This is a genomic window from Collinsella sp. wc0529 (genome assembly GCF_046116875.1).
GTDB lineage: Bacteria > Actinomycetota > Coriobacteriia > Coriobacteriales > Coriobacteriaceae > Collinsella.
In genome coordinates, this window is the sequence record NZ_JBJXBO010000002.1 from 151688 (window position 1) to 167644 (window position 15957).

11 protein-coding genes are annotated in these 15957 nt (G+C 62.2%); 10 read left to right on the forward strand and 1 reads right to left on the reverse strand.

The genetic code is table 11. The annotated features are described in order from the left end of the window. The first annotated feature begins 3 nt into the window (after positions 1-3). The 5 genes from ACKUTP_RS07245 to ACKUTP_RS07265 all read left to right on the forward strand — a co-directional run bounded on the left by ACKUTP_RS07245 (position 4) and on the right by ACKUTP_RS07265 (position 6016). Positions 4-669, forward strand: coding sequence for a DUF4956 domain-containing protein (locus ACKUTP_RS07245; RefSeq protein WP_409063956.1), 666 nt, complete (start codon positions 4-6; stop codon positions 667-669). Positions 670-721: 52 nt separating this feature from the next. After that, on the forward strand, positions 722-1693 hold the full coding sequence (locus tag ACKUTP_RS07250; RefSeq protein ID WP_409064223.1) for a LacI family DNA-binding transcriptional regulator: 972 nt from the start codon (positions 722-724) through the stop codon (positions 1691-1693). A 185-nt stretch (positions 1694-1878) separates the two neighbouring features. Further along, positions 1879-3279, forward strand: a complete 1401-nt coding sequence (locus ACKUTP_RS07255) for a PTS transporter subunit EIIC (RefSeq protein ID WP_409063957.1) — start codon at positions 1879-1881, stop codon at positions 3277-3279. A gap of 106 nt (positions 3280-3385) precedes the next feature. Further along, positions 3386-4927, forward strand: a complete 1542-nt coding sequence (locus ACKUTP_RS07260) for a glycoside hydrolase family 32 protein (RefSeq protein ID WP_409063958.1) — start codon at positions 3386-3388, stop codon at positions 4925-4927. Between the two features lie 96 nt (positions 4928-5023). Continuing rightward, positions 5024-6016, forward strand: coding sequence for a PLP-dependent transferase (locus ACKUTP_RS07265; RefSeq protein ID WP_161116081.1), 993 nt, complete (start codon positions 5024-5026; stop codon positions 6014-6016). 134 nt (positions 6017-6150) lie between these two features. On the opposite strand, the gene ACKUTP_RS07270 is transcribed toward ACKUTP_RS07265, so the two are convergent. Continuing rightward, positions 6151-6495, reverse strand: coding sequence for a winged helix-turn-helix domain-containing protein (locus ACKUTP_RS07270; protein ID WP_161116080.1), 345 nt, complete (start codon positions 6493-6495; stop codon positions 6151-6153). Between the two features lie 193 nt (positions 6496-6688). Here ACKUTP_RS07270 and ACKUTP_RS07275 point away from each other — a divergent pair, with 193 nt between their 5' ends. The 5 genes from ACKUTP_RS07275 (at position 6689) to infB (ending at position 15956) form a co-directional block, all read left to right on the forward strand. Beyond that, positions 6689-8200 (forward strand): IMP dehydrogenase, encoded by a 1512-nt coding sequence (locus ACKUTP_RS07275; RefSeq protein WP_055251158.1) that lies wholly within the window; start codon positions 6689-6691, stop codon positions 8198-8200. A 370-nt stretch (positions 8201-8570) separates the two neighbouring features. Next, complete coding sequence (gene leuS, locus ACKUTP_RS07280; protein ID WP_161116079.1) at positions 8571-11147, forward strand: leucine--tRNA ligase; 2577 nt, start codon at positions 8571-8573, stop codon at positions 11145-11147. 259 nt (positions 11148-11406) lie between these two features. After that, a complete protein-coding gene (gene rimP, locus ACKUTP_RS07285; RefSeq protein WP_152068090.1) occupies positions 11407-11901 on the forward strand; it encodes a ribosome maturation factor RimP in 495 nt (164 codons plus the stop codon). 1 nt (position 11902) lies between these two features. Further along, positions 11903-13150, forward strand: coding sequence for a transcription termination factor NusA (gene nusA, locus ACKUTP_RS07290; protein ID WP_006234042.1), 1248 nt, complete (start codon positions 11903-11905; stop codon positions 13148-13150). Between the two features lie 91 nt (positions 13151-13241). Then, positions 13242-15956 (forward strand): translation initiation factor IF-2, encoded by a 2715-nt coding sequence (gene infB, locus ACKUTP_RS07295; RefSeq protein WP_006234040.1) that lies wholly within the window; start codon positions 13242-13244, stop codon positions 15954-15956. The last annotated feature ends 1 nt before the right edge of the window (position 15957 follow it).

The following is a 15957-nucleotide window of genomic DNA, read 5'->3' on the forward strand; positions in this document are numbered from 1 at the left end:
ACCATGAGCACCAGGGACTTTTTTAAGAACTCCGTCTTGGAGGCGTTTGGCCAGGTCGACCCTGCCAAGATTGGCCTTTCGCTGCTCGTGGCGCTCGCCATGGGCATCCTGATCTATTACGTGTACAAGCGCTTTTTTACCGGCGTGGTGTATTCGCGCAGCTTTGCCGTGACGCTTGTGGGCATGTGCGTGCTCACCTGCATGGTCACGCTCGCGATCTCGACGAACGTGGTCATCTCACTCGGTATGGTCGGTGCTCTGTCTATCGTCCGCTACCGTACGGCGGTTAAGGACCCGCTCGACCTGCTGTATTTGTTTTGGGCCATTACCACGGGCATTACGGCCGGCGCCGGCATGTACGCGCTCGTGGGGCTCACGGCTGTGGTGATCGTGGTGATGATTGCCAGCTTTGCGAACCATCAGGACAAGGCGCGCGTGTACATGATGGTCATTCACTACACGGGCCAGACCACCGGCGACGATATCGTGCGTGCATTTGGCCGCACCAAGTTTACCGTCAAGTCCAAGACTATGCGCGGCGACAAGGTGGAGATGGCCGTCGAGGTGTTCTCGGACGGTGTTGACATGCCCTATGCGGACGCCATTCGCGCGCTCGACGGCGTGGAGGACCTGACGCTCATCCAGTACAACGGCGAGTATCATGGATAGTTGGGTATCATGGTGCTTGTGAATTCGTTGTCAGGGGTGCTTTTTGGTACGTATGAAAGATGTGGCCGAGCTGGCGGGCGTTTCGAGCGCTGCCGTCTCGCGCTACCTCAACGGTGGATATATCTCGGCGGATAAGGCCGAGCGCATTAAGCAGGCGATTGAGCTGACAGGATACGTGCGGTCCAGCCAGGCTCGCGCGCTGCGCACCGGCTCCACCAAGCTCATCGGCGTCATCGTGCCTAAGATTAACTCGGAGTCCGTGAGCCGCATTACCGCCGGCATTGGTCAGGTGCTCGGTCGCCGTGGCTACCAGATGCTGCTTGCCAACACCGACAACGCGGCCGATCGCGAGCTCGAATACCTCGATTTGTTCCAAAACCACCCAGTTGATGGCATTGTGCTGGTTGCAACCATGATCACCGACGAGCACCATTGGGCGATTGAGTCGTGCCGCGTGCCCATCGTGCTGATCGGCCAGAATGTTGAAGGCGCGGCGTGCGTCTATCACGACGATTACGAGGCCGCCTTTGAGCTGGGCCATGCGCTTGCGGGCCGTGTGGACGGCAAGATTGCCTACATTGGAGTTACCGAAGAGGACCGCGCGGCCGGCTATGACCGCCGTCGCGGTTTTGAGGCCGGCTTGCGCGCCGCGGGCGTGGCGCTTGATCCGAGCCTGATTCGCCTGGGCTCGTTTACGCTCGACTCGGGCTATGGTGCGGCGAGTGAGCTGCTTTCCGTCGCTCCCGATGTTTCGTTTATCGCCTGCGCGACCGACACCATGGCGGCGGGCGCGCTGCGCGCCATCGACGAGGTTCGAGGCATGGGCGAGGGTATACACTCCGTGAGCGGTTTTGGCGACAATGCGTTTTTGCGCGCGCTGACGGGCGGCATTCCCACCGTGCATTATGGCTACCTGACCAGTGGCGTCGAGGCGACCAATATGTTGCTCAACACGCTCGATGGCGTGGAGGGGGAGAGCGGTCTCAAGACGCTTAAGCTCGGCTATCAGCTTATGAATGTCTAGTCCTTGATCGTGCCTGCCTACCTTTGAGTCCCCCCGTTTTTGTCCCAAAACTACCATTCGCCGGCTTTTTCCTACCGTTCACCCTACTATGAAAACGATTACAGACATATGAAACTGAAAACGATTACAGTGTAAGTGTCAAAGATGGCCGGGTGCAAATGCGCCCGTTGGAGGAAAGGGAAGTCATGGACTACCGCAAATCAGCCCAAGAGGTGCTCGACAACATCGGTGGCGCCGACAACGTTGTTTCGGCCGCACACTGCGCCACGCGTCTGCGTCTGGTGATCGCCGATAACGCCAAGGTCGACAAGGAAGCCCTCGAGAATATCGACGGCGCCAAGGGCGTCTTTGAGGCCCAGGGCCAGCTGCAGATTATTTATGGCACCGGCACCGTCAACAAGGTCTACGAGGAGTTCATCGCGCTCAGTGGCGTCGAAGCTGCTACCAAGGCCGAGGTCAAGGAGGCCGCGGCGCAGCGGCAGAACATCTTTATGCGTGCCATTAAGGTGCTCGGCGACGTCTTTGTCCCCATCATCCCCGCCATCGTGGCTTCGGGCCTGCTGCTGGGCATTATGAGCGCCCTCAACTTTATGGCCTCCAACGGCTTTATCGCGCTCGACACCAATAACTTTATCTACAAGATCGCCGACCTGGTCTCGGGAACGTCCTTTGGCATTCTGCAGATCCTGATCGGTTACTCCGCCGCTAAGGCCTTTGGCGCCAACCCGTATCTGGGCGCCGTCGTCGGCGGTGCGTTTATCAACTCCTCGCTGCAGAGCGCCTATACGGTTGCCTCCGAGGGCGTGCAGACCATGGTCACTGTCATTCCCGGCGTGTACAGCTTTGAGTGGGTCGGTTATCAGGGCCATGTGATCCCGATCGTCATCGCCTGCGCCATTCTGGCCTTCCTCGAGAAGCGCCTCCACAAGGTTGTCCCCGAGATGTTTGACCTCTTTGTGACCCCGCTCGTCTCGGTGTTCGTGACCGTGCTCGTGACGCTCGTTGCCGTCGGCCCCATCTTCGTGTGGGCCGAGAATGCCATCCTCGGTCTGATCCAGGCCCTGCTGACCCTGCCCTTCGGCATCGGTTCCTTTATCGTCGGCCTGTTCTATGCTCCCACGGTCGTTACCGGTATCCACCAGATGTACACCGCCATCGACCTGGGCCAGCTCGCCCAGTATGGCGTGACCTACTGGCTGCCCATCGCCAGCGCTGCCAATATCGCCCAAGGTGGCGCCGCGCTTGCCGTTGCCTTTAAGACCCGCGATGCCAAGATTAAGGGCCTGGCGCTTCCTTCGGCTCTGTCCGCCTTCATGGGCATTACCGAGCCTGCCATCTTCGGCGTGAACCTTCGCTTCTTTAAGCCCTTCATCGCCGGCTGCATCGGTGGCGGTTGCGGTGCCTTGGTCTGCGCGCTCACCTCGCTTGCCGCCTCCGGCACAGGCGTTACCGGCATCTTCGGTATCCTGCTGTGCCTGGCCCAGCCCGTGCAGTACGCAATCATGTTCGCGGTTGCCGCGGTCGTGTCCTTTGCCATCTCGTTTGTCCTGTACAAGGACGAGCCTAAGGCTTCCGAGCAGGCCTAAGAGCTTTTGATTGAGGGGTGCCCGCGGGTTGTATGCTCGCGGGCGTTTCCCGTATCTGTTGCCGATCTCTGGCGCCTTGTTACTTTCGATCCGTTAGGACTTTGATATGTCTAATGCACTTGATCGCGACCTTGCAAAGCTGGTTGCCGCTGTTGACGCTGCCGCCTCTGAGTGCGGTCATGGCGCGTATGGCCAGCACTTCCATATTATGCCGCCGGCGGGTTGGCTCAACGACCCCAACGGTCTTTGCCAAGCGGACGGCGTGTTCCACGCTTATTTTCAATATGCGCCGTTTGATGTCGAGGGTGGCGTTAAGGTCTGGGGTCATGTGACGAGTCGCGATCTTATGACGTGGGACTACGTTGGTGCCCCGCTGCTGCCAGACGAGCCGTTCGATTGCCATGGCGTGTACTCGGGCTCGGCTTTGGTCGAGGACGGTCGCATTCGCGTGCTCTATACCGGCAACGTTAAGCTCCCCGACGCGGACGGCGTCTTTGACTATGTCAACTCCGGTCGTCGCGCCGACACCGTGTATGTCGAGAGCGTTGATGGCCTTGCCGGTCGGGAGTTCAGCCAAAAGCGCGTGGTGCTGGCGTCCGAGGATTATCCCGAGGATTTGACCTGCCACGTGCGCGACCCCAAGGTGTGGCGTGACGCGGACGGGCGTTATCACATGGTGCTGGGTGCGCGTCGTCGAGTTGACGGGCCGCACGTCGAGAGCCGTTTTTGCGCCATGCATGGCGAGGGTGCCGGACGCGACGTGGGCGAGATCCTGGTGTATGGCTCGGCCGATATGCTGAGCTGGGAGCTCGAGAGCCGCGTGTCTACGCCCGAGCGTTTTGGCTTTATGTGGGAGTGCCCGGGGTATCTGGAGATTGAGACGGATGGCGGTGTACCGGCGAAATGGCTGTCCTTCTCGCCCCAGGGGCTCGAGGGCGGTCGTTGGGACCGCGGTAATGTGTATGCCGCTGGCTACTTGCCTGTAACGGGTGACATCACCGGTGGTGACGGTGCCTATGAGCTGGGCGAGTTCCGCCTGTGGGACGCCGGTTTTGACTTCTATGCTCCGCAGGAGTTTACGTCCGAGGACGGTCGCCACATTTTGATCGGCTGGATGGGCATGCCCGATGAGCCGACCTATGGCAACGCGCCCACCGTGGTGTGCGGCTGGCAGCACTGCATGACGGTGCCGCGCGAGCTTACAGCCGGTGCCGGCGGCGTGGTGCTGCAGCAGCCGGCGCGCGAGATTGAGCACCATTATGCCTCGGTGCGTGTGGGGGAGGGCTCGTTTGAGGTTGCCGACGATACCTGCTTTGACGTTGTTGTCGACGGTGTCGACGGCGCGTTCACCGCGACCGTTGATGGCGAGCTGAAGCTGGCGTTTATGCCCGCCGAGGGCGAACTGCCCTCGCGCTTTGAGATGCGATTTACCGATGAGAGTCGCGCTTCTGCCGGCTGCGGGCGTACCGTGCGCTGGGAGCCCGTCGACGGGGTGCGCAACGTGCGCATTGTCGGCGATGTCTCGTCGGTCGAGGTGTTTGTGAACGATGGCGCGCTCGTGTTTTCGACGCGCATCTATCCCGAGGCCTATGGCGTGACCGTTGACGCCCCGGGTGCGAGCGTGACCTATCACACGCTCAACATCTAGGCGATTCGTCGCATATCGGCGCTATACTGCAGCCGTTGCCCACGATGCGGGGAACACCCGCATCGTGGGTTTTTGTTTGTGAAGGGACGGTGCCTTGTGGATGTACAGCAGCTAGAAGAGGCCTGGGCTTTGAGGGCCGGCTCGCGTGAGGCGCGTCTTGTTGCGGCCCCGCATGTGCCGGCAGCGCTGTCGCTGCTGGGAATCGTGCGTCCCGGTGACCGCCTGGTGGCCTTTGCGGATGACTTTACCGAAGCGTTTGCGAGCGGCTTTGATGCCTGCGATGTGGCTATGGTGGATGAGCCGTCGGCCGCAGCGTTTGCCGCCGCGTCCGAGGGCTTTGCCGGCTCGTTTGATGCCGAGGGGCTGCACCTGTGGTGGTTTGTGAACTCAATCGGTGGCCTTGGCCTGCGTGTGCCCGATCTGCGTGCGCTGGGTCGGGCAGCGCGTGAGGCCCATGCGCTGCTGGTTGTGGACAACACCGTGGCTGACGTCTTTGGCTGCGATCCGCTGCGGCTGGGTGCTGTGCTGTCCCTTGAGGCACTCGACCGCGCGTGTGCCGGTAAGGCGCCGCGCAAACTCGTTGCCGCTTCGGTCGCGCGCTCGCAGCTCAAGCGCCATCGTGTGGATGCTGCTGCCGAGTGCGCGCATGCGTTGATCGAGGGGTGCGGATTGGGCGCGCTCGACTTGTCCTCCGATGAGGCTGAGGTTCTAGAGCACGGGCTCGACACGCTCGACACCCGCATGCAGGCACACTTCGACCGCGCGCGTGCACTGGCCGAGTATTTGGCCGCGAACGAGATGGTGCGCGATGTGCACTATCCCGGGCTGACCTCGCATCCCGACCATGCCATCGCGACCGGCATCCTGGAACACGGTTTTGGCCCGGCAGTAGAGTTTAACCTGATGGACTGCACCGCGGGCGAATTCTTCAGCATGCTACCGGACGAATTCCGCACATCACCCGCAGGCGGCCCAACAACGCGCCTTTCGGCTCCGCGTGGCAAGCAGGGGAGCACCATCCGCCTCTTCGCCGGCATCGACGACCCCCTGGTCGTAGCGTCCACCCTAGACAACGCCCTTCGCAACTAGCTAAATCATCCTCGACTCCATAAGTTGCGGTGAAATAGGGATTGATTTACGGCTTTAACCGCATAAACAGTCCCTATTTCACCGCAACTTATGAGAAGGGGTTGTGCAGCTAAAAAAGCCCCGTCCCAAATTAGCTACTCTTTGATGCTGGCGATGAGAGCGTCGGCTTTGGCAGCTATGACCTGGTTTATGTCGGTCTGCAGCTCCTCGTAGACCGCTATGGCTCGCTCTCCGGCGGGCGTGAGCGTGGATCCGCGGGCTCCGTCGCGCTCGATGAGTTTGCAGCCCAGCTGGCCTTCGGCCTCGTTCACGATGCGCCAGGCCTTGGAATACGCCATGCCCATGCTCTTGGCGGCGCGGTTGAGCGAATGCTCGCGGGCGATGCCCTGCAGCAACAAGACGCAGCCGTGGCCGAACACGCCCGGCAAATCCTTGTCGCACGCTTGAATGACCAACTTTGCCGTCGTTTTGTACTCCATACGCTCCACGTCTCCCCGCTAAAGTGTTTGCTGGGCAAACGCAAAGCCTGCGTCAAACCCTCGTGTGCTCTTCTTAAATCATGCATTGTAGCAGTCAAAGTGCGTTAAGATACTTCCCCAGTATTGGGCGCCCAAGGTTGGGCTGGGTCCTACGAGGCCTGCAGCCGACCGGTCGCATGGAAAAAGGAGAAACATGGCTACGTTCTTTCCCGGTGAGTCCCACACGTTTTCGGAGTATCTGCTGGTCCCTGGTTACTCGTCCTCGCAGTGCATCCCCAACAACGTCTCTCTTAAGACGCCGCTAACCCGCTTTAAGCGCGGTGAGAAGCCGGCAATCACCCTGAACATCCCCATGGTTTCCGCCATCATGCAGTCCGTCTCGGGCGTCGATATGGGTGTCGCGCTCGCTACCGAGGGCGGCCTGTCCTTCATTTACGGTTCCCAGAGCGCCGAGTCCGAGGCCGCTATGGTCAAGGCCGTCAAGGATCACAAGGCCGGCTTCGTTCAGTCCGATTCCACGCTGACCCCCGACATGACCATGGAGCAGGTCATCGAGCTCAAGGAGAAGACCGGTCACTCCACTATGCCGGTCACCGACGACGGCACTCCCAAGGGTAAGCTCCTGGGCATCGTCACCAGCCGTGACTATCGCCCCAGCCGCGATGACCACCAGACGAAGGTCTCCGAGTTCATGACCCCGCGTGAGCAGCTCATCGTGGGCGACAAGAACATCAGCCTCAAGGTTGCCAACGACGTCATCTGGGACAACAAGCTTAACGCCCTGCCGATCGTCGACGACAACGATCACCTCATGGGCATCGTCTTCCGCAAGGACTACGACAGCCACAAGACCAACCCCAACGAGCTGCTCGATGGCGACAAGCGCTACATGGTCGGCGCCGGTATCAACACCCGCGACTATGCCGAGCGCGTGCCGCTGCTCATCGAGGCCGGCGCCGATGTCCTGTGCATCGACTCCTCCGAGGGCTTCAGCGAGTGGCAGAAGCGCACCATCGAGTGGATCCGCGCCAACTACGGCGAGGACGTCAAGGTCGGTGCCGGTAACGTCGTCGACGCCGAGGGTTTCCGTTTCCTGGCCGACTGCGGCGCCGACTTCATCAAGGTCGGTATCGGCGGCGGTTCCATCTGCATCACCCGTGAGACCAAGGGTATCGGCCGTGGCCAGGCCACCGCGCTGATCGACGTCTGCCGCGCTCGCGACGAGTACTACGAGGAGACCGGCGTCTACGTACCCGTGTGCTCCGACGGCGGTATCGTTTACGACTACCACATGACGCTCGCCCTTGCCATGGGTGCCGACTTCATGATGCTGGGTCGCTACTTCGCCCGCTTCGACGAGAGCCCGACCGAGCGCGTCAACGTCAATGGCCAGTACATGAAGGAGTACTGGGGCGAGGGTTCTGCGCGTGCCCGCAACTGGCAGCGCTACGACCTGGGCGGCGCCGCGAAGCTCAGCTTCGTCGAGGGCGTCGACTCCTACGTTCCCTACGCCGGTTCCCTCAAGGACGGCGTGGGCGGCACGCTCTACAAGGTTAAGTCCACGATGTGCAACTGCGGTGCCCTCTCGATCCCCGAGCTCCAGGAAAAGGCACGCCTGACGCTGGTAAGCTCCACCTCCATCGTCGAAGGCGGCGCCCACGACGTTGTCGTCAAGGATTCCCAGCAGAGCGTCAGCTACCGCTAAGCGGCTTTCCCAAGCACCGCACCTTGCCGTTCAAAGCGTCGCTCGCGTACCAAAGTACGCGTCGCTCTTCTTTCACAGCAATCTGCGGCACTTGGAAAACCCGACCATGCTTGGGCGGGTGACAATTAGTGGTTGATTCAAAACCACGTTATTTAGATAAAGCGAGATGCCCGCAAGTCGCAGGCATCTCGCTTGTCGTATTTGCTATCATCAGTCAAGTTAACCTTAGGGTCGGTCGGCTTAGCTTTGTTCGCTACAAGTTCCGCACGCAAAGAAGAGCACTAAATGTGCTCTTCGTCTTGCGCAGGACTGTCCGCAGTAGCGAACAAAGCTAAGCCGACCGACCCCAGCTAAGATTAAAGGAGCTGATATGTGCGATTGCACAGATCATAAGGACGAGATTCCTGCCTACGACGCGCAGGCCATTGAGTCCCGGTGGATGAAGGCCTGGGAGGACTCCAACCTCTTTGCCGTCGACACCGACGACAGCAAGCCCAAGAAGTACGTGCTCGAGATGTTCCCGTATCCGTCGGGCGACCTGCACATGGGCCACGCGCGCAACTACACCATCGGCGATGCCATGGCCCGTCAGGCCCGCATGCGCGGCTACGATGTGCTGCACCCCATCGGCTTTGATGCCTTTGGCCTTCCTGCCGAGAACGCCGCTATCAAGCACAACACGCAGGCTGCCGCCTGGACGTATAAGAACATGGACCAGGCGCTCGCCACGATGAAGCGCATGGGCTTCTCCTACGATCTGGATCGCATGGTCAAGACCTGCAGCCCCGACTACTACCGCTGGGGCCAGTGGATCTTTGAGAAGATGTGGGAAAAGGGCCTGGTCTACCGTAAAAAGAACCCGGTCAACTGGTGCCCCACCTGCAAGACCGTTCTGGCCAACGAGCAGGTTACCGAGGGTAAGTGCTGGCGCTGCGGCACCGAGCCCGAGAAGCGCGACCTTGAGCAGTGGTACTACAAGATTACCGAGTACTCTCAGGAGCTGCTCGACGACCTGGAGAAGCTCCCCGGCTGGCCCGAGCGCGTCAAGCAGATGCAGGCCAACTGGATCGGTCGCTCCGAGGGCGCCGAGGTCGACTTTACCCTGTGCGACCGGGATGGCGAGCCCATCGAGGGCGATGAGGGTAAGATCACCGTTTTCACCACGCGAGCCGATACCCTTTTTGGCGTCTCCTTCTTTGTCCTGGCTCCCGAGTACGCCGGCCTGCACGAGCTCGTCGAGGGCACGGAGTACGAGGAGGCCGTCACCAAGATCGTCGAGAACTCCAAGCATATCTCTGCCGTCGAGCGTGCCCAGGGCACCCTCGAGAAGCACGGTGCCTTCACGGGCCGCTATGTGGTAAACCCCGTCAACGGCGAGAAGGTCCCCGTGTGGGTTGCCGATTATGTCGTTGCCGACTACGGCACCGGCGCCGTCATGGCCGTTCCCTGCGGCGACCAGCGCGACTTTGAGTTTGCCCGTAAGTACGACTTGCCGATCGTGCCGATCATCCTGGACGATGACGATCGCGCTGCCGTCGAGGCCAGCGGCGAGACCATTGATACCTTCCATGCCGAGACCGTCGACTGGGATTGCGCTCACGCTGCCGAGGGTACGCTCGTACAGTCCGGCAAGTACACTGGCATGCGCGGCGGCAAGCACTCCGAGGGCGAGGCTGCGATCGTGGCCGACCTCGAGGCCATGGGCTGCGGTCGTCGCAAGGTCGAGTTCCGTCTGCGCGACTGGCTCATCAGCCGCCAGCGCTATTGGGGCAACCCCATCCCGGCCATCCACTGCGAGCACTGCGGTATCGTGCCCGTGCCCGAGGATCAGCTGCCGGTGACGCTGCCCGAGAACCTGGACCTGGGCGCCGGCGAAACCCTTGCCGAGTGCAAGGACTTCTACGAGACCACCTGCCCGGTCTGCGGCCGCCCGGCCAAGCGCGAGACCGATACCATGGATACCTTTACCTGCTCCAGCTGGTATTACCTGCGCTATACCGACCCGCACAACACCGAGCTGCCCTTCTCCCGCGAGGCGGCAGACCGTTGGATGCCCGTCGATAACTACATCGGCGGCATCGAGCACGCTATTCTGCACCTGCTCTACAGCCGCTTCTTTACCAAGGCCCTGCGCGACCTTGGCCTGCTGAGCGTGGACGAGCCCTTCACCAACCTGCTGTGCCAGGGCATGGTCAAGGACGAGAACGGCGACACCATGTCCAAGTCCAAGGGCAATGTCGTGCCCCCGAGCTCGGTCATCGAGCCCTACGGTGCCGACACCATGCGTTTGGCGATCCTGTTTATCGCCCCGCCCGAGAAGGACTTCGACTGGGATCCCAAGGCCGTCGAGGGCGCCAACCGCTTTATCAAGCGCGCCTGGCGTATCGTTTGGCAGCTCGTCCAGTCCGGTGACGCCAACGTGGCCTTCGACAAGTCCGCGCTCGACGAGGTTGCGATGAAGCTCTATCGCGAGCGTCACCGCACCATCGCCAAGTGCACTGAGGACTTCGACCGCGGCCAGTTCAACACCGCGATCTCGGCCGTCATGGAGCTCGTCAACGCGGCGAGCGCCTACCTCAACGCCACCGAGGGTACCGCCCGCGACAAGGCGCTGTGCTACGGCGTGGCCAAGGACATCGTGAGCGTCCTTGCCCCCATCTGCCCGTTCTGGGCCGACGAGCTGTGGCACGAGGCGCTCGGCTGCGAGGGCAACGCCTACACCGCCGCCTGGCCCGATTTCGACCTGGCCGAGTCCGTTGAGGACACGGTGCAGATCGTGGTCCAGGTGCTCGGCAAGGTCCGCGGCCGCGTCGACGTTGCCCGCGATGCCTCCAATGAGGATATGCAGGCTGCCGCCGAGGCCGCCGTCGCCAAGTGGCTCGACGGCAAGACGGTCGTCAAGGCCATCTGCGTGCCCGGCAAGCTGGTCAACCTGGTGGTCAAGTAAGCATTGCGCGCCTAGCTGACATGAAAAGGCGAGGGGGGACGATTCCGTATGGAGTCGCCCCCTTTTTGGTTATGTATACTTGCGACAACACCCAATTATCCATTTCTTGTGGAGAACCTGTGCTCACGCTGACCTGCGGGTTTGTGTTGTGGTTGCACGTTTGTGCAGGTATTGGTATAGTTTGCTTGCAAATGAAGTTGTAATTGAAAGAAGTGGGGTTTCGGCCCCGCTTCTTTTTTGTATGGATGGAGGTGCCGCAATGGTCAAGACCAAGACCGAGCAGGCGATCATCGACGCGCTCGAGGCCGTCGCTCCCCAGCACGATATCGACATCGTCGACGTCGAGCTCGTGGGTGCCACCAAGGCCCCCTGCGTGCGCGTGCGTATCGAGGGTGCCGAGGGTCAGAGCCTGTCGCTCAACGACGTCACGGCCAACACCAAGTGGGTCGGCGATGTGATTGAGGAGCTCGACCCCATCTCTTCGAGCTATACGCTCGAGGTGTCGAGCCCGGGTATGGCGCGTCCGCTGCGCCGCCCGTGCGACTTTGCCCGCTTTGTGGGCGAGAACTGTGAGCTCACCTCCACCGCCACCGAGGGCCGTCGCAAGTACGCCGGCAAGATTGCCGCCGCAACCGAGACCAACGTGACCCTCGAGCTTGAGGACGGCGAGTCCGTTACCCTCGATTTCTCTGATGTTAAAAAGTGCAAGTTGAAGCCCACCTACGACTTCAAGCCCGCGAAGGAAGGAAAGTAAGATGGCAGCATCCGACATGATGTCCGCCCTGATGGAGCTTTGCCAGGAGAAGCACATCGACCAGCTCTACCTGATCGACCGCCTGGAGCAGTCGCTCGCCAAGAGCTATGCCGAGATCCTGCATCTTGAGTGGGGCGCCAAGGTGACCATCGACCGCACCACCGGCAAGATCTACGTCTACCGCCTGGAGCCGATCGACGATTCCATGGACGAGGAGGGCAACTTCACCGAGTTCGAGGAGATCGACGTCACCCCCAAGAACACGAGCCGCATTGCTGCCCAGCACGCTAAGGCCGAGATCAACGCCATCGTGCGCAACTCCGCCCGCGAGCAGATCTACGAGGAGTTCTCCGGCCGCATCGGCGACCTCATCAGCGGTACCGTGCTGCAGTCCACGCCCGACTTCACGATCGTCAAGATCCGCGAGGGCGTCGAGGCCGAGCTTCCGCACTTCGACCAGCGTCGTTACGAGAACGAGCGCAACGAGCGTCCGATGGGCGAGCGCTACCTGCACAACCAGCACATCAAGGCCGTGATCATCGACGTTCGCGACCCCAACTCCAACCTGCAGCCGGTTCGCGGCGAGCACAGCCGTCCGCCGATTGTCATCTCCCGTACCCACCCCGAGCTCATGCGTCGTCTGTTTGAGCAGGAGGTGCCCGAGATCTATGAGGGCACCGTCCAGATCAAGTCGATCGCCCGCGAGCCCGGCCAGCGCTCCAAGGTCGCCGTCCACTCGCTTGACGATCGTCTGGATCCCGTGGGCGCCTGCGTCGGCCCCAAGGGCAGCCGTGTTCGCGCTGTCGTGGGCGAGCTCCGTGGCGAGCGCGTCGACGTCATCCTGTGGGATGCCGATCCTGCCGTCTATGTCGCCAACGCCCTGTCGCCCGCTAAGGTCACCCGCGTCCTCATTGACGAGGAGAAGGCCTACGCCGGCGTCATCGTGCCCGACGACCAGCTGTCCCTCGCCATCGGCAAGGAGGGCCAGAACGCCCGCCTCGCCGCGCGCCTGACCGGCTGGCACATCGACATCAAGTCCGAGACGCTTGCCGCCGACATCCTCAAGAACGTTCCCGTTCACGAGGAGCCCGCCGCCGACCTGATCGGTGACGAGGAGGACGAGGACGTCCGCCGCTGCGAGTACGTGTCCGAGGACGGCATCCAGTGCCGCAACCAGGCTCGTCCCGGCTCCCGTTTCTGCGGTGTCCATGACACCGACGCCTTCGATGATGCGGAGGACCTGATCTAGCGCGCGGTCGCGCCGGGCGGGTCCCGGCGCGTCTCCCACGCTCGTTCAGTCTCTAGGCACCCAAGGTGCCAGAAAGGGTAGGTGAAGTCATATGGCAAAAGTCCGTGTGTCCACCCTGGCCAAAGAGTTCGGCATGACCTCCAAGGAACTGATGGGTCATCTCGCCGATATGAAGATTCCCGCTAAGTCCGCTTCCTCCACCTTGGAGGACGCCTATGTCGCCATGGTCCGCAAGCAGCTCGCCTCGGTGATCGAGGCCCGCGCTCAGGAAGTCGAGGCCGCCAAGCAGGCCGAGGAGCAGGCAGCTGCCGCCGAGGAGGCCGCTCGCGCCGCTGAGGCCGAGCGCGAGCGCATCGCCGCCGAGAAGGCCCGCGAGGAGGAGCGCCGCCAGTTTGCCGCAGCCCAGGCTGCCGAGGAGGCTGCCCGCGCCGAGGCCGAGGCCAAGAAGAAGGCCGAGCAGGAGCGCCTTGCCCGCGAGAAGGAGGAGGCTGCCCGCGAGGCCCAGCGCCGCGCCGTTCCCGCTTCCGACTCCGGTTCGCGCTTCCGTTCGCTGCTCGACCAGATCGCCGCACAGGAGACCGTGCTCAAGGAGAAGAAAGACGCCGAGGACAAGGCCAAGGCCGAGCGCGCCGCCGAGCGCGGTAACCGTCGTGGCGGCAACAACGACCGCCGCGGTGGCCGTCGTAACGATCGCAACGCCTCCGACAACAACTCCGAGCGCAACGCCTCCGAGAGCCGTCCGCACAGCCATCGCACCAACGCCAGCAACAACGTCGCTGCTGGCATGGACTTCCCCAACCCCGACAAGCAGGGCAAGGGCAAGAAACGCAAGGGCGGTCACAACAACGAAGAGGACCACTACAGCCGCATGGCTCGCGAGGCCGAGGAGTACAGCCGCGAGAAGGTGCTCGAGGAGGCTCGTGCTGCCGTCGAGGAGGCCTCTCGCGAGTCCACCGGTCGCCGCAAGAAGCGCAAGGAGAAGCGCGAGCGCGAGGCTGCCAAGGCTCAGGAGGAGCGCAAGATAGAGGAGGCGCTGGCCCAGGGCGTGAACCCCGAGGACCTCGACGCCATCAAGGTCTCCCAGGGCGTTACCGTCCAGGAGCTTGCCGAGGCGCTCGACGTTCCGGCCAACGACATTATCAAGCGCCTGTTCCTGCTGGGTACGCCGCTCACCATGACGCAGTCCATGTCCGACGACCTCGTCGAGCTTGTTGCCGACGACCTGGGCCGTCAGATCAAGATCATCACCCCCGAGGAGGAGAACACCTTCTCGTTCTACGACGATCCCGCCGACCTCAAGCCGCGCGCCCCGGTCGTCACCGTCATGGGTCACGTCGACCACGGCAAGACGTCGCTGCTCGACGCCATCCGTCACACTGGCGTTGCTGCCGGCGAGGCGGGCGGCATTACGCAGGCCATCGGCGCTTCGCAGGTCATGATCAACGACCGCAAGATCACCTTCATCGATACCCCGGGTCACGCTACCTTTACGGCCATGCGTGCCCGTGGCGCCAAGGTGACCGACATCGTCATTCTGATCGTGGCTGCCGACGACGGCGTCATGCCCCAGACGGTCGAGTCGATCAACCACGCCAAGGCCGCCGGCGTTCCCATCGTCGTCGCCGTCAACAAGATCGATAAGCCCGGCGCCAACCCCGACCGCGTGCGCCAGGAGCTCACCGAGTACGGCGTCATCCCCGAGGAGTGGGGCGGACAGAACATGTTCGTCAACATCTCGGCCAAGCAGAAGATCGGCATTGATGACCTTCTGGAGACCGTGCTGCTCCAGGCAGACGTGCTCGAGCTCAAGGCTAACCCGGACACCTTTGCCTCCGGCAACGTCCTCGAGGCCAAGCTCGACAAGGGCCGCGGTTCGGTCGCTACCGTGCTCGTGACCCGCGGTACCCTGCACGTGGGCGATACGCTGGTCGCTGGCCTTACCTACGGCCGCGTCCGCGCCATGCTCGACCCCAAGGGTCGCGCCGTCACCGAGGCCGGTCCCTCCGACGCTGTCGAGATCCTGGGTCTGCAGTCCGTGCCCAACGCCGGCGACGAGTTCCGCGTGTTCGAGGACGAGCGCGAGGCTCGCGCCCTTGCCGACGAGCGTTCGCTCAAGGCCCGTATCGAGGAGCAGAGCCGCGTGAAGCACGTCACGCTCGAGAACCTCTTCGAGACCATCGCCGACGCCGAGGTCAAGGAGCTCAACCTGATCATCAAGGCCGACGTCCAGGGTTCCATCGAGGCCCTTCAGGACTCGCTCGACAAGATGGATCAGTCCGAGGTTCGCATCAACACGATCCACTCCGCCGTTGGCGCCATCAACGAGACCGACGTCGTCCTGGCCGACGCCTCCAACGCCATCATCATCGGATTTGGCGTCCGTCCCGACGGTAAGGCCCGCTCCGCCGCCGAGCGCGAGGGCGTCGAGATCCGTTGCTACGACGTCATCTACAAGTGCCTCGAGGAGCTCGACGCCGCCCGTATCGGCATGCTCAAGCCCACCGAGGTCGAGGTCGCCACGGGTACCGCGACCGTTCTGGACACCTTCAAGGTGCCCAAAGTCGGTATCGCCGCCGGTGTCCGCGTCGAAGAGGGCGAGATCGCCGCGACCGATTCCGTGCGCCTGGTGCGCGACGGTATCGTGGTCTTCAACGGCAAGATCGCCTCGATGCGCCACTACAAGGACGAGGCCAAGAGCCTCAAGAGCGGTTCCGAGGGCGGCATTGGCCTGGAGAACTTCCAGGACATCAAGCCCGGCGACCAGATCGAGGGTTACCGCATCGACCAGGTTGCCCGTACCGAGTAGG

Excerpts from the sequence above, each read along its gene's own strand:
- ACKUTP_RS07275 (WP_055251158.1), top strand. The coding sequence starts at position 6,689 with ATGGCTACGTTCTTTCCCGGTGAGTCCCACACGTTTTCGGAGTATCTG.
- ACKUTP_RS07255 (WP_409063957.1), top strand. The coding sequence starts at position 1,879 with ATGGACTACCGCAAATCAGCCCAAGAGGTGCTCGACAACATCGGTGGC.
- nusA (WP_006234042.1), top strand. The coding sequence starts at position 11,903 with ATGGCAGCATCCGACATGATGTCCGCCCTGATGGAGCTTTGCCAGGAG.
- infB (WP_006234040.1), top strand. The coding sequence starts at position 13,242 with ATGGCAAAAGTCCGTGTGTCCACCCTGGCCAAAGAGTTCGGCATGACC.
- rimP (WP_152068090.1), top strand. The coding sequence starts at position 11,407 with ATGGTCAAGACCAAGACCGAGCAGGCGATCATCGACGCGCTCGAGGCC.
- leuS (WP_161116079.1), top strand. The coding sequence starts at position 8,571 with ATGTGCGATTGCACAGATCATAAGGACGAGATTCCTGCCTACGACGCG.
- ACKUTP_RS07250 (WP_409064223.1), top strand. The coding sequence starts at position 722 with ATGAAAGATGTGGCCGAGCTGGCGGGCGTTTCGAGCGCTGCCGTCTCG.
- ACKUTP_RS07270 (WP_161116080.1), bottom strand. The coding sequence starts at position 6,495 with ATGGAGTACAAAACGACGGCAAAGTTGGTCATTCAAGCGTGCGACAAG.
- ACKUTP_RS07260 (WP_409063958.1), top strand. The coding sequence starts at position 3,386 with ATGTCTAATGCACTTGATCGCGACCTTGCAAAGCTGGTTGCCGCTGTT.
- ACKUTP_RS07245 (WP_409063956.1), top strand. The coding sequence starts at position 4 with ATGAGCACCAGGGACTTTTTTAAGAACTCCGTCTTGGAGGCGTTTGGC.